Origin of the sequence: Vibrio olivae, from assembly GCF_042428525.1 — a bacterium.
GTDB classification, from domain to species: domain Bacteria; phylum Pseudomonadota; class Gammaproteobacteria; order Enterobacterales; family Vibrionaceae; genus Vibrio; species Vibrio olivae.
This window is the reverse complement of the sequence record NZ_JBHMEP010000001.1, coordinates 482,258-495,853: the sequence shown is the minus strand read 5'-3', so window position 1 is coordinate 495,853 and position 13,596 is coordinate 482,258. Positions and strand designations below refer to the sequence as shown.

General features: G+C 44.1%; 11 protein-coding genes and 1 tRNA gene. 3 read left to right on the top strand and 9 right to left on the bottom strand.

Going from position 1 to position 13,596, the window contains the following annotated elements; genetic code table 11:
* Positions 1-15: 15 nt before the first annotated feature.
* The 6 genes from ACFFUV_RS02355 to ACFFUV_RS02330 all read right to left on the bottom strand — a co-directional run bounded on the left by ACFFUV_RS02355 (position 16) and on the right by ACFFUV_RS02330 (position 6,285).
* On the bottom strand, positions 16-714 hold the full coding sequence (locus ACFFUV_RS02355; RefSeq protein WP_390189390.1) for a DUF1007 family protein: 699 nt from the start codon (positions 712-714) through the stop codon (positions 16-18).
* A 123-nt stretch (positions 715-837) separates the two neighbouring features.
* Positions 838-1,722, bottom strand: coding sequence for a metal ABC transporter substrate-binding protein (locus ACFFUV_RS02350; protein WP_390189388.1), 885 nt, complete (start codon positions 1,720-1,722; stop codon positions 838-840).
* A 3-nt stretch (positions 1,723-1,725) separates the two neighbouring features.
* Positions 1,726-2,604: a metal ABC transporter permease gene (locus tag ACFFUV_RS02345; protein WP_390189386.1), complete on the bottom strand. Its 879-nt coding sequence runs from the start codon at positions 2,602-2,604 to the stop codon at positions 1,726-1,728.
* Entirely contained in the window at positions 2,585-3,361 is a 777-nt protein-coding gene (locus ACFFUV_RS02340; protein ID WP_390189384.1) for a metal ABC transporter ATP-binding protein, read from the bottom strand. The genes ACFFUV_RS02345 and ACFFUV_RS02340 overlap by 20 nt, the downstream gene beginning before the upstream one ends.
* A gap of 284 nt (positions 3,362-3,645) precedes the next feature.
* A complete protein-coding gene (locus ACFFUV_RS02335) occupies positions 3,646-4,482 on the bottom strand; it encodes an SGNH/GDSL hydrolase family protein (protein ID WP_390189382.1) in 837 nt (278 codons plus the stop codon).
* A gap of 105 nt (positions 4,483-4,587) precedes the next feature.
* Positions 4,588-6,285: a class I SAM-dependent methyltransferase gene (locus ACFFUV_RS02330; protein ID WP_390189381.1), complete on the bottom strand. Its 1,698-nt coding sequence runs from the start codon at positions 6,283-6,285 to the stop codon at positions 4,588-4,590.
* Positions 6,286-6,666: 381 nt separating this feature from the next.
* Between ACFFUV_RS02330 and ACFFUV_RS02325 the strand changes: the two genes are divergently transcribed.
* Both ACFFUV_RS02325 and ACFFUV_RS02320 read left to right on the top strand, forming a co-directional pair.
* Positions 6,667-8,838: a hypothetical protein gene (locus ACFFUV_RS02325; protein WP_390189379.1), complete on the top strand. Its 2,172-nt coding sequence runs from the start codon at positions 6,667-6,669 to the stop codon at positions 8,836-8,838.
* A 120-nt stretch (positions 8,839-8,958) separates the two neighbouring features.
* Complete coding sequence (locus ACFFUV_RS02320; protein WP_390189378.1) at positions 8,959-9,924, top strand: viperin family antiviral radical SAM protein; 966 nt, start codon at positions 8,959-8,961, stop codon at positions 9,922-9,924.
* A 454-nt stretch (positions 9,925-10,378) separates the two neighbouring features.
* On the opposite strand, the gene ACFFUV_RS02315 is transcribed toward ACFFUV_RS02320, so the two are convergent.
* From ACFFUV_RS02315 to ACFFUV_RS02305, 3 genes are all read right to left on the bottom strand, one after another.
* On the bottom strand, positions 10,379-11,617 hold the full coding sequence (locus ACFFUV_RS02315) for a tyrosine-type recombinase/integrase (protein WP_390189377.1): 1,239 nt from the start codon (positions 11,615-11,617) through the stop codon (positions 10,379-10,381).
* Positions 11,618-11,941: 324 nt separating this feature from the next.
* A tRNA-Ser gene (locus ACFFUV_RS02310) sits at positions 11,942-12,029 on the bottom strand.
* A gap of 143 nt (positions 12,030-12,172) precedes the next feature.
* Entirely contained in the window at positions 12,173-12,622 is a 450-nt protein-coding gene (locus ACFFUV_RS02305; protein WP_390189376.1) for an L-alanine exporter AlaE, read from the bottom strand.
* Between the two features lie 370 nt (positions 12,623-12,992).
* Between ACFFUV_RS02305 and ACFFUV_RS02300 the strand changes: the two genes are divergently transcribed.
* Positions 12,993-13,565: a UPF0149 family protein gene (locus tag ACFFUV_RS02300; RefSeq protein ID WP_390189375.1), complete on the top strand. Its 573-nt coding sequence runs from the start codon at positions 12,993-12,995 to the stop codon at positions 13,563-13,565.
* The last annotated feature ends 31 nt before the right edge of the window (positions 13,566-13,596 follow it).

The window sequence follows — 13,596 nt, the reverse complement described above, 5'->3', positions numbered from 1 at the left end:
TTTAGCGAGCACTATCTATGGGGTATTTGATGGTTGGCAAGTGATGCTGGCCGCTTGAGTAAATAACTGACCGAGCGCGTTGTCTGGGTCTGCGTCTACCGGTAATGACATCGCATAGCTCACTTGCTCTGGCGTTGGGTTAGGTTCCATGAGCTTGAAAGAACAATGCTTTTTGAGCGCTTGATTTAGCACTAAGTGCTGGCGATCATCCCACGACATATCAACATAATACGTCGGGTCAAAAACCTTGAGGGTCAGCGTGTTACCGTTGAACACGTAAGGCTTAGATAACATCAGTTGAAACGTTAAGGTCGCTTTGCCTTTCGAGGTGCTTAATTCCGCCGACGTCACTTTTTTATAACGAATGGGCGTGGTACCGTCAGCGTCATAAAAGTAAGTAAAGTAATGGCTTTGCAGCATATTATCGATGGTAGATTGAGCGAGTTTGTTCAAGGTTTTTTGTCGCTGCCCTTTTGACATATCTTCACCATCAAACAGATACGCGGTGGTCATGGCATCAAACAGATACGCGGTGGTCATGGCATCAAACGTCCAAGACATATCGAAGCCAGTTAGCTGCTTCTCATTTTCATTAATTTGGGTGGTCATCGAAATCCAAGAGTGCGGATGAGCATTAACGCCAAAACACGCCACACTCAACACACTCCCAGCGATGCAGCTTCTCAATTTTTTTAACAATGTTTTCTCTACCATGTCGAAATCACAAACTACGTTATAACATCTCACAATAGGACAACATCAATCGCATTTTGTTAGAACAAAAACTTGTTCCCAAAAATCGCACTGGCGGGCAGACATTCACCTGCCCGCTTTGACCTATTGCATGCTTGCGAGCATGGTTTCCACATTGTGCTTAAATGCGTGAGCATACGTATCCGCTTTCCCGCCTTTCTCACTCAGCGCTTCGGGATACAACTCTCCGCCATTTTTTGCTCCAGAGGCGCTAGCTATTTGCTGCACTAAACGCGGATTGGTTTGATTTTCGATAAAATAGACCGCGATTTGTTCCTCTTTGAGCTGATTAATCAAGCGCCCAACCTCATTGGCACTGGCCTCAGATTCTGTTGAAAAACCAACCGGAGAAAGAAACTTCACCCCATATTCCTGACCAAAATAGCCAAACGCATCGTGGCTGGTCAGCACTTTTCGTTTCTCGGCAGGCACTTTAGCAAACGCTTGTTTTGCCCATTGATTTAACTTATCGAGTTTTTGAATATACGCCTCGCCTTGTTGTTTAAAGTACTCGGCATCTTCAGGGTCTGCGTTAATCAATGCGTTCATCACGTTACGCGCATAAATTGCCCCATTGTGGGCACTGTTCCATGCGTGAGGATCAGTCATCACTTCACCGTCTTCTTTCATTTCACGTGTATCAACACCTTGAGAAGCCGTGATCACCTCGCCTTGGTAACCGGACGCATTGACTAGGCGCGCCATCCAACCTTCAAGCCCTAGACCACTGACAAACACCACATCCGCTTGCTTTATAGTGACACTGTCTTTCGGTGCTGGTTCAAAGGTGTGCGGGTCACCATCAGGGCCAACTAAAGTGCTGACGTTGACATGCTCTCCGCCAACTTGCTTGACGATATCCGCCAGTACCGAAAAGCTCGCGACCGTTTCAACGGTCTTTGCCATTGCCATCGGACTCATACTGGCGGCGAGTGCGAGCGAAACTAGGGACTTTTGCCAAAATTTCATTATTTATTCCTTACTTGTTGAACAATGAGACGACATCTTCCTGACTGGGAAAATGCCTTTATGCGATCCGAAAAAAACCGAGGTTAAAAAAAGCAGCGTAGCGACCAGCACAATCGCAGGGCCTGCGGGGATCGACTGATACCAAGACCAAGTTAGGCCAACAGCAGAGCTTATAAAGCCCAACGATATCGCCACGCCTAACATAATTGGCAATCGATTTGACCAGCAGCGCGCCGCAATCGCAGGTAACATCATCAACCCGACTGTCATCAGGGTGCCGAGAATTTGAAAACCCGCGACAAGATTCATCACCACAATCGCCATAAACATGGCTTGAATCAGTGAAGGGAGACGCTTGATTTTAAGCGTGAGAAAAATCGCATTGAACGACTCGAACACCCATGCGCGATAAAAAATCGCAATCAGCGTGACGGTTAACGTGCTGATCACACCAATAAAGACTAATGATTGATGACTCACCGCCAGCAGTGAGCCAAATAGTAAATGCAGCAAATCCACACCAGTGCTGCGAAGCGACACCAACGTTACGCCAAGTGCCAGAGAGCCAAGATACAACCCCGCAAATGCCGAATCTTCATGCAACTGAGTAACTCGGCTTATCCAGCTTGCAAGTAAAGCGACCACTAAGCCGGCAACAAATCCGCCAAGCCCCATGGCCAGCAGTGACATACCCGAAAGCAAATAACCAATGGCAACCCCAGGAAGAACCGCGTGTGATAATGCATCCCCTATCAAGCTCATTCGTCTTAATAACAAAAACACGCCCAACGGGGTTAAGCTCACCGACAACGCTAAACAGGCAATCAGAGAACGGCGCATGAACCCAAATTCAATGAACGCATCAAGAACATGCAGGTTCATGGTCGGCTCCTTGTTGAGGTTGAGAAAGTTGAGCGCGAGGAGAGCTCGTCCAATGCTGATGAAGATATTGAGGAAGGATATGCTGGGTTTCCCCCCATCGTACTTGTTGGTTTTTCATCAACAACAGCTGTGGGAAAAAGGCTTGTACCACCTCAATATGATGCAGCACGGTAATAATGGTTTTACCTGACTGATTTAACGCGGTAATCAACTCCATAAGTGCGGCGCGTGTTTGGCTATCAATACCAACAAAAGGCTCATCCATCATCATCACGGGCGTATCTTGCACCAACAGACGCGCAAACAGCATGCGCTGAAACTGACCACCCGATAACGTATCAATGGTGTTATTTGCCAGCGAGGCGATACCAGTTTGATACAGGGCTTCGCGAACACGTTGATACTGGGTATCGCTTAAGGCGTTAAACAGCCCAGTATTGGGCCAACACCCCATAGCGGCAACATCAAAAACTCGAATCGGAAAGCTGCGGTCAATATCCGATTGTTGAGGCAACCAAGAAAGTAGCTGAGACGTTGGTTTACCATAGTGAATGTCGCCCGAAACCGGCGCATGAAGCTGTGCAATAGTTTTCAGTAACGTTGATTTTCCGACGCCATTTTCTCCAAGAATGGCGGTTAAACTGCCTGCAGAGAAATGACCGGAGATAGGGGGAGTGAGCGCCTTACCTTGATAGCCGACCACTAAATTATTCAGTTCGATCATGGCAGTAATACCGCCCAAAATATCGCGATCCACAACAAAGCAATCAATGGGGCCACAATAAGCACTCGCCCCAGCGCAGAATAGCAAAGCGGCTTTATAAAACTTGGATCTAACCGCTGTGTCGGACGGAGATTCATCACTTTTCCTTATACTCCTCAGGAAACAATAATTATGTTATAACATAACAAAACATTCTGAAACAATATTTAATTTGCGAAGTATTAAGAAAGGAATATTGAGAGGCTAGCAGTAGGAAAGAAGGACGGCTCGCCTTCTCATCTCAAGCAGAGTATAGGATAAGAAGGTCGAGAAATGGGTCAGCGACCAAAATGCTTAGCTAACTTTGGATTAAGGTATGCCAGCCACTGAGTGTACGCCTGCGAGTTTAAATGCAGATCATCAGCGCTGCATTCAAGTGGCAGTTCGCCCTGTGGACAGAGCTGAGAATTCAGGTCGATAAAAGTGACCTCTCGCTGCTGGCATAACTCATACAAACGCTGATTAAGCTCTGCCACCAATGGATTCAACGATGCTAGGCGCTCACCTACATGCAGCGTCGACTGAACCCAAACATCAATATCATGCTGATGCCAGAATCTCAGCATCTCGCCGTAGTTGTGAATGATTTCATCGATGGTATATCCCTGTGCTAAATCGTTGATCCCCGCCATCACGCACACCAATTTCGGCTGACACACAATAGTGGATTCAAGTCGCATGATCATGCCTTGAGTAGTATCACCGCCTAGGCCGCGATTGGCAACGCTCACGCCGTTGATGCCATCATGCCACGGCCCCCATTCGGTGATCGAATCGCCAAACATCACCACATCAACCGGTTTAGAAAACGCCATATGATTATCCTTGGTATGAATAAAACGCGCCGCTTTCTGCGCGCGCTGATTTAAGTCCAGCGTTTTAGTGAGGGATAAAAACTGCTCAGCCGTCAGCGTTTTTGCATCCAAATCTTGAGTGAGCTTTTCAATCTCAGTGATAAAACGCGAAATGCGTGTATTCAACCCGTGCTCAGCCTTAATTCGATATAAGGCTTCCACCAGAGAGTAAAAATGCGTATCTGGGTAGCGCTCATAAAGCGCCGCCAAATCTAAATAGTCGTGTTGCTCCAATTCACGAAGCAGTTGTTCTGGGGTCATAAAGTTCTCACCGCGGGTAAAAGAATTCTAAAAAAGGATTTGCAGAGAGTAATACATCACAAACCATCAGTGCATTTGCACTGTCGAAAGCGAATACCTAAAGCGTTACCAGTCAGGAATCAATAAGCGACTTTTCACACCTCGAATTTGTAACCCCATCGCCTCAAATACTTCTTCAAAATCCTCACATTGCTTGGGAATATTGGGGAGTGACAATGACGCTTCGGTAAAAAATCGTTGCCTGAAATGAAGCTCGCTTCCCCAAGCCGTTTGCCACCACGAAGTTATTCTCTGTTTAGATTCAACCAAACGTAATTTACTCGGTAATCTATCGCTCTTCTCTAAGTTCTCTTTCTTAGTTGTCGGCAGTAAATTCCACATATCGTTGTTTGGCCAGTAGGCAAAAGGTAGACAATGATCAACATGGTACATTCGATTGAGCTTGCTATTACTCCAAACGCTCGTCAATGCATGACCGGTACCTTGAAGTTGCATTACACGCTTTCTTACCTCGGAGGTGTCATGATCTTTTTTTAACCAAATCAAACCATTATGATAGCTCTGCAGAGAGACTTGATTAGCTTGATTACGTTCAAAACGCTGCATCACGCTTATCCATTGATTGACTACTAGAGGCTCAATCCACGAATTGTAAATTCGTAGACACTCCCACAGACTCGCACTCAAACGAAAAGACCCAAAGCTCGAAAAAAAATCTGAATCTAAGTAAATACTTTCTGTCTTCTTATAGCGCTTGGTTAAGGTCGAAAACTCGTGGACTCGCTGTGTGGCAGGTCCGGTATAGATATGCTTAATCGGCCCATCTTTCATCGTTTTTATCGATGCTTGAAGCGTATTTTGAATCGCTAAAGCTTCACTTCCCGAAAACCAAGCACCAACCGCAAGATCATCAGCAGACAAATGCTTTATTTGCATCCACCCTTTTTCATCAACAAACCCTAGCCCTTTTTGACTGTTGCTATTTTGCTGTAAGCCCTCATGGTCCAATAATCGCTTATATGCCTTTATCCAATACAGAGCAACTAACCCTAAAGGAATCTCTACTTGACCGTCCGTTTTATCAATAATGCATCCAGGATGCGCGTCGGCAATTCGAAGTAAAACACGTAACAATCCAAGTTTATAAGTGGCGCTTTTATTGTCGTTGACAATGATGTGTCTAACTTTATTGAGATCCCCCGAACCATCATCAGGCAAACTCAGTACCACTGTTTGCCAATACACGGCGTTACGCTTCATTCGATCTTCGGAATCTCGAACTTCTTTCACCAGTAACGCGGTATCTTTTGCAAACTCCTCAAGTTCAGTAACCGAGACCTCATAACCGACACGCTCATCTTCAAACTCGCCATGTCGAAGCGTGATAACCAACCGCCCATTAGGTGCCAGTAAATTGGATAACTTACGAAATGCTCTAGCACGAGTGGTTGGTGCTAAATGCATCCACACAGCACTGACTAAAATAAGGTCAAAGCGCATGCCCATGCCTTGCACCCGATTGAAACTCGGTAATTCATCATTAATCCAAGTAACGTCAGGCCCCGTAAAACAACGGCCAAATTCACGCAGTTCGTCACACGGTTCAACAGCGTAAACGTCAGCACCTTGCTCTACCATCCACTTTGCATCACGCCCTGAGCCAGCGCCAATATCCATCACCCTATCACCTGACATAGGCCAATACGCTTTCCACGAGCTATGTACGTTTTCAAAGTCTAGAGTGTTATATTGAGATGCAAGCTCATTAGCATTTTTGCTATAAAATGAGAGAGTTGAGGCCATTTCTATTACCGTTTTTCTGACTCGTTTTAGGGTAATGGGAAAATGAAAGGAATGCGAGAGTTGAGCAAGTCAAACCCATAAACTATAGCTACTTGTTGCTAGAGAGATCAAAACTTCACAGAGAAACAAGACACAACACTTCTGGTGGTAAGCTTCCTACACTGGTTAGGATGCTCATATTTTCTTAATTCATCTCCAACGTATTGACAATGTTCGGAAATTCACCTAGGGTTTCTTGTACTAAATTGCAGTCGGCTACCGAGTACGTTACTCACTTTTCCGCTCCCCTCTATTGCACGGGAGGTTTCAGCTGCAAGTCCGGACACTGCTCCGGTTAATTCTATATGTGAAACCTAACTCCCATTTTTATTGGAGAAAACTATGTGCAGGATAGATGCGCCATTTGGCAATCGCTCCCTCGATGAAAAAAAAGATCCCGTTGAACGTTTCGTGCAAGCACTTGATGAATTTGAAATTCAAGGTAATTTCCGAACGTTATTGATTAAACACCTTTCAGAAAACTGGATTGATGTCTTTTATAACTCGTCACGCCTTGAAGATGCGTTGACTACCGCTAACGAACAGAACTCTGAACCAGAAAAGTGCGTGGCGCTAGCGTTTTGCCAAAATATAAACATTCGTTTTCGGTTACAGCCATTTCGTGCTGACGATTCCTATAAAGAGTCATCACTATTCAAATTTTTGACTGACGTAGCAAACACATATTTTCCAACCTCTCCTTACAGCTTCTATAAAGCGGGAATGGAAAAACACTTTAGCTCATATGGTTGGTTTGTTCGAAATAACTATGATGATGAGCTTTTTTTCACCACAGAGTTTTTCAATGATGATGCGTTTTGTTCCCTCAAGGGAGATGAGAGACTGCACATTCTTTGGGATTGCTTGTACTTTATAGCTCCACCGTTTGACAGTTTAAGATACCACTCAGACGACTCGACCTTATTTAAAGGACTACTATCGCTAGCTTCATCAGAAGATGATTCTAGTTCCCCTTGCGAACACGCTCAATCAATCCGACTTGGTCTAGAATTCTTACAAACATGGCTCAAACATGATGCAGAAACGGGACGAATTTCTTGTGACTTATCTAGTTTTTTTTGGGGCACGCCATGGGAACGGCTTGAGTCACTAGTTTGGCAGAAAGACTTTGATGACGAAGAGATCAAAAGGTCTCTAACTAACTGGCTTAACCACACAAAGCAGGAGCTTGAGAAGGTTTTGATTCTAAGTTTTAACTTAGATAATGCTTCAGGCCCAGAACTTGAACAATGGGCTAATCAAGTTGACCGGTACTTTAACCATATATCCCATGATTTCTACAGAGAATTTGATTGGGAGACACAACGTCATGAAGAACTGGACATTCGTCGCAACAGCGAGCTGGAAGCATTATGTTCTCAATTGAGCTCACAGCAATTAGAAACTTGGATAGGATGGTCGATCCAACAAGACTTTGACCGCATTTTGGGCGATAAGCAAAGAGCGCCAGAATTATCTAGTAGCTCTGAAAAATGGGTATGCGAAACTTTTTTTGCTACCTGGAAAGATCTTTTCTTGGAGAATATGAATGAGTTAGAAATTGAGAAGCAACTTCGCATTTTATCGGCTCATGTCCCTGCAAGAAGGGTAGTCTCTTCTGAGTTCTATTCCGCCTGTTCTGAATGGTGGCGCGAACTGTTTCGAGGGCTTCCTGAAACAGTTAATTTTCCAAAGAGGTTAATCCCTGAATGGACTACTACTGCTATTCGTTGTTTACATGGTGAAAATCTAACTCCGTATATTGATAAAAGCATTGGTATTTTGAGAGGAGAAGTCTCTAAGTCTGACGAGACAGAAACACCTCTCTACTATAGTGATCTGCTCAGGGTTTTATTGGAAAGACTAGACAAGGTTCAACCAAGCAAATCTTTTCGTCATCGTATGTTATTAATGCGTTCTTATTCGAGTTCCTTTGCTGATGAGGCGATTTCGTTACGAGATCGTTCCTTCAATACGAGCACGAACCAGTGGTATGAGCCTATTAGCGACCTTGCTAAGAAACTTTTTGATAATAATCAAGTCATCAATTTGGGCGAATCACCAGAAAACTATGAAAAAAAGTTATCGCAGCCCTATATAGCTTGTACTCATGAATTAGCTGAGTTTTGTCTGAGCCGTTTACGCCTTCGCAAAGGCGAAAAAGCGCGTGATAAACAATACGCAGTTGAACAAATAGTCGAACGTTCTTCAGTTTGGCGACAAGGATACTTAAAGGCACTAACTGAGTTAGGGGTTGATCTTAACGGCAAAGTTCATAAAGCAGTGTATTTCATCAAACAGTCAGATCCTGATCCGGATGTACGTGCAATCGCAAATGAATGTTACAAAGCTGTCCGAAGAAACACAAAAAAGAACTCTACTATCGCAGATTTGAAGCGAGGCATTATTGCAGCTGAATGGTGGTTACTTATCTGCCAGCGACAAGATCTCGGTATGACAATAAATCATGAGGGAGCCCTCAAAACCAGACGCACCTTAATGCGTAATCCATAAACTACATTCAACTCATTCCATCTTGGTGTACTGGAGCCCGATGCTCCTACTCCGACGTTTGCCGTCCGCCATGTAAAAACTTTACGGCCTACTCTTGTAGGCCAGTCAAGGAGTATACGTATGCCTACAAAAACTCACGGTGTTGCTAACGCCAACGCAACGAACAGAATGACCTCTAGTCAGTTAAATGAACTCGTAATCAACTGGCACATAACAGAGGCTTGCAACTATAACTGTACCTATTGCTTTGCTAAGTGGGGAAAACCCAATGAGCTGCATCGCTCATTGAGCTCTATTGAACAACTGCTCGACAAACTAGCTAACTACTTCATTCATGGTAACCCAGAGATCAAAAGAATGCTTGGTTACCAGGATGTACGTCTAAATTTTGCTGGTGGTGAGCCAATTATGCTAGGTAGCGCGTTCTCTACTGCTTTAGTAATGGCGAAACAAAAAGGATTCCAAACTTCAATCATTACTAATGGTAGCTACCTGTTAAGACGGCGTTTCGAATTACCCGTTAATGCACTGGATATGATTGGCATTAGCTTCGATAGTCAACATTCCTCCGTAAGAAGAGAGTTAGGCCGCATTGATAGAAAAGGCAATTCACTAAACGAAGATGAACTTCAGCTCGCACTACAACTTCTATCGCACACCCAAAAAGGATTGAAGACAAAAATTAACACCGTTGTAAACGCTCTAAACTGGGAAGAAGACTTTACTCATCTAATTTCAAGCATAGCAGTAGACAAATGGAAAGTACTCCAGGTGATGCCTACTGATAAGCATGAACTGTTAATTTCAGATGATCAGTTTCGTCGGTTTGTTGAGAAACATTCAGGTAAGGGCTTACCTATATCTCCTGAGTCAAACAATACAATGACTGAGTCATACTTGATGATTGACCCAAACGGACGTTTTTATCAAAACAATAATGGTATGTCTGGTTATAGTTACAGTGAGCGTATTATTGATGTAGGTGTAGAGGCGGCATTGAGCCAAGTAAACTTAAATTGTAATCGTTTTAAGTCTCGTTACCATGTCAAAAACATGTCCAACATCTCTGATGAGGTGCTGATATGAAAAGTGAGACGTGCCTAGGGAAAGTGTCCGGAAAACCTCTAAGTGTTTACTATAAGGAGTTTGAGGCACAAGTTGCCGCTGAATACTCTAGAAATGTATATGGGAATGATCTAGCACCCTATAAATGCGAGAAGTGCAGGCAATGGCATTTATCTCCAAAGTCTAGGCTTACACCTAGCAAAAAGTGCTCCAGATGCACTTCCGCTATCGGGGAATACAAAAATTCATACCCTACAAGTAAAGAAGCCAGGCTCAGAGCTAATATCATTTACGAAGAGCAAGGCATTGAGTTAGAAGTGTATAAGTGCAAGCACGGTGAAGGTTGGCATTTGACCAAAGCCAAAAGATACTAATTGCTTGGGTTAAATGTAAACATGAAATGATGTGACGTGAGGATAGAGAGAGGGCTGTACCGTAGCACGGCCCTTTTTTTCATTTCCTGTTGGTTTCCCTCTCAGCCAATAGCCCTTAAGTGCACTGCGCCAGTTACAGATAGTGAACCAACTGCCGCATCATCGATGTAACTACTCCACCACTCCATCATTTTTCGTCGACGTTCCAGATAATCTGTCCGATTGTAAGCGGCACGAATAGCATTTCGATCCTGATGAGCCAAAGCAGCCTCAATAATATCTGGGTCAAAACCTCTTTCATTCAACGCCGTACTGGCGAGAGCGCGCATGCCATGCGCGGTGGTGCGATCTTTAAATCCAATACGCCCCAACGCCTTGTTTATGGTCTCAGAGTCAATAGACCGCTTGGGGAAGCGCATAGAGGGGAATACATGTACCCTATGCCCACTAATAGGATGTATGCGCTCCAGTATGGCTATAGTCTGATCGGTCAAAGGAATGCGATGTTCACGTTTCATTTTCATCCGTGTGTCTGGAATAATCCAGAGTCGATTTTCTATGTCAATCTCACCCCAGCGAACACCGGCCGCTTCACTTGGTCTAGTCATGGTGTGGAGCTGCCACTCAATTAAACATTTGGTAGCCAGCTGCATATTTGCAGTTGCAACTGTCTGTAGTAACTCTGTTAGTTCATCAGGTTTAAGTGCCGCCATGTGTTTCACATCAGGAGAAGCAAAAGTTTCTCCAACTCCAGATAAAACGTTGTGTTGGATCAAACCGCTATTAATGGCAAAGCGCATAATTTCATTTACCAACTGGATGGTGCGTTTTACTATCTCCAACTTGCCTCTACGAGCAATCGGCCTAAACGCTTCCTGAACTATTATTGGCGTCAGTGATTTAACCGGAATCTCACCGAACTTAGGAAAAGCATAAAGCTCGAGCTTTCTCCAGTTACCTTGGACGGTCTTAGGTTTTAGTTTCGTCTTGGTCTTAATCCATTCATCAGCGACTGACTTGAATGTACAAGCTTGCTCTTGTTGAATCTGGGTACTCTTCTCGATTCTATCTAACTTAGGGTCAATACCTTCCTTCAGAAGTTTGCGCATCTCAAACGCTTTGTCACGAGCACCATCAACGTTGAGCATATCTAGGCTACCCAATCCCAAGAAGGTTCTGTTTTTTGTACTTGGCTTAGTGTAACGAAACTCCCAGTATTTGAGGTTGTTGGGTTTCACCAGTAGATAGAGACCACCACCATCAGGTAAACGATAGATTCGGTCTCGGCCCTGTGCTTGTTCGATTTCCTTGTCTTTCAGACGATGTATTAAGTGCGACATATTTCCCCCTGGTATGACTAAGCTACACTCAGAAAAAGTTAAGTTTTTCGCGTCATACCACTTAACCCTAAGCTATTGATTTATCGAAAATCAAAGCTGTAACTCATGTAATTCCTAAGTTCCTAATCACTTGAATAGGAGCTAAGCAAATCAGGTTCAAATGGTATATTCCCGAAGTCGGGAAAGATTAAAACATACACTTTGTCATACCCCAAAATGGCGAACCAACTAGGACATCTTTGGACGTTATCGGACGATAACTTATTGAGTTGGAAGTATAATAGGCATAAAAAAGACGTCCTAGGACGTCTTTCTTCAAGAATGTGGCGGTGAGTGAGAGATTCGAACTCTCGATACGTTGCCGTATACACACTTTCCAGGCGTGCTCCTTCAGCCACTCGGACAACTCACCATATTTTGATTGGGTTGGCTTGTGAACCAACGAGGCGCTAATTTAATGATTCTACGCACTTAGGTCAAGTGAAAAACCCAAAAAAGCCCTGAGTTTCACGCCGTTTGCCTAATATTTAGCAAAAACGGCGTGATAGTAAACATTTAGACTTGAGGATAGTAACCAGGAACACGGAACCAACGTCGGCAAGTATCAAGAAAGTAGCCATATAGAACACCCATACCACAAGAGATAACCGCATTACTGGCAACTGCCGTGATTATCTGATCCGTTGATGCTCCTACGCTGTAGAGAATACCCGCATAAACTGGGGACTGGAACAACACATAAGCCGCTAAATCGGCAATATTTTTCATTAAGCCGCTCGAGGATATTCGTTTTGCACTACGCAAAACGAGGTCACGAAACACACCGTATGGCCAAGCAATGGCGATGTTAACCGGAATCGAAACCAAACGCGAAGCCAGCGACTGTTGGAATGACATTCCAGAGATAAAAATTTCAACTAACATACCTGCAGCAAAGCAAAATACGACCATAGCGAACGTATCAGCGGCAGCATGGCGAAGACAAAAAGGCCCACGTGACTTCATAACGCATTCCATAAAATAAATAACCAGCATATTCTTTATATTGGGTGAATATATCTAGCTAATTGGTTAATAGGCAGAATATGGTGCTATTAAATCACAACATATTAAGAATTACTCACCAATTACAAAACCAAGTCAGGAATAGATAACTAACTTTGAGACCAAAAGTAGCTCAAATCACCAGATTTCATGACTCAGGTCACTTTTTCATCAATTATCGATATTTTGACTGTGTTTGTTGCCACGAAAACGGCTACAAGTGGTTACTTTTTCTGTTTTGTTTTGAGGCAAACCCAGCGAGGCAATTTTGTGTTCACACTGATGACTGGTAGTATTACGTAATATTTTTGATGACCGTGATGAAGCGATTTTGACATTACAAGAAATATTGGCTCAACCGGAGCTGGAAGGAAAATTACTCAATCAAGCCAAAACTCAAGGCTTTGTGACTGCCATGGCGGCTGCGCCCTATACGCTCACACCGCATGAATGGCTGCCTTTCCTATGGGGTGGCGAAGAAGTTGCACCCTTTTCCGATGGAGAAGAGCTTGAAAGCTACATTGAAGCTGTGATTCAGATGTGGAATGCATTCCGCCCTGCACTACTCGAGAACCGCTGGATGTGGCCAGAGGGCTGTGAGTTGGACGATGCAGATATTGTCACTGAGCAAACCCGTGACTTTTGCGAAGGGGTTCTTCAGGGCTGGCAGCTAGCCCGTGATGATTGGGAAACTATTATGCCCGAAGATAGCCAAGATAATGCGCTACTTGGGGGGGTCCTGCTCTCTGTGAGTATGCTTTATGATCCAGAAACATCTATTGCCACGCTTTCTGAGCAAGGGGTTGAGGGATTAGAACAATTTGAAGAAATCTTTAATGCGATTCCCACCATGCTTTGCGGCTTAACCATGCGCGGCCATCAATTAGCAGAGCAGCAAGATTAAGTTCAAATAAAAAACCAGCCACTAGGCTGGT

Bases quoted from the DNA above. Each gene is read 5' to 3' on its own strand.
- ACFFUV_RS02355 (WP_390189390.1), bottom strand. From the start codon at position 714: ATGGTAGAGAAAACATTGTTAAAAAAATTGAGAAGCTGCATCGCTGGG.
- ACFFUV_RS02350 (WP_390189388.1), bottom strand. From the start codon at position 1,722: ATGAAATTTTGGCAAAAGTCCCTAGTTTCGCTCGCACTCGCCGCCAGT.
- ACFFUV_RS02345 (WP_390189386.1), bottom strand. From the start codon at position 2,604: ATGAACCTGCATGTTCTTGATGCGTTCATTGAATTTGGGTTCATGCGC.
- ACFFUV_RS02335 (WP_390189382.1), bottom strand. From the start codon at position 4,482: ATGACCCCAGAACAACTGCTTCGTGAATTGGAGCAACACGACTATTTA.
- ACFFUV_RS02330 (WP_390189381.1), bottom strand. From the start codon at position 6,285: ATGGCCTCAACTCTCTCATTTTATAGCAAAAATGCTAATGAGCTTGCA.
- ACFFUV_RS02325 (WP_390189379.1), top strand. From the start codon at position 6,667: ATGTGCAGGATAGATGCGCCATTTGGCAATCGCTCCCTCGATGAAAAA.
- ACFFUV_RS02320 (WP_390189378.1), top strand. From the start codon at position 8,959: ATGCCTACAAAAACTCACGGTGTTGCTAACGCCAACGCAACGAACAGA.
- ACFFUV_RS02315 (WP_390189377.1), bottom strand. From the start codon at position 11,617: ATGTCGCACTTAATACATCGTCTGAAAGACAAGGAAATCGAACAAGCA.
- ACFFUV_RS02305 (WP_390189376.1), bottom strand. From the start codon at position 12,622: ATGAAGTCACGTGGGCCTTTTTGTCTTCGCCATGCTGCCGCTGATACG.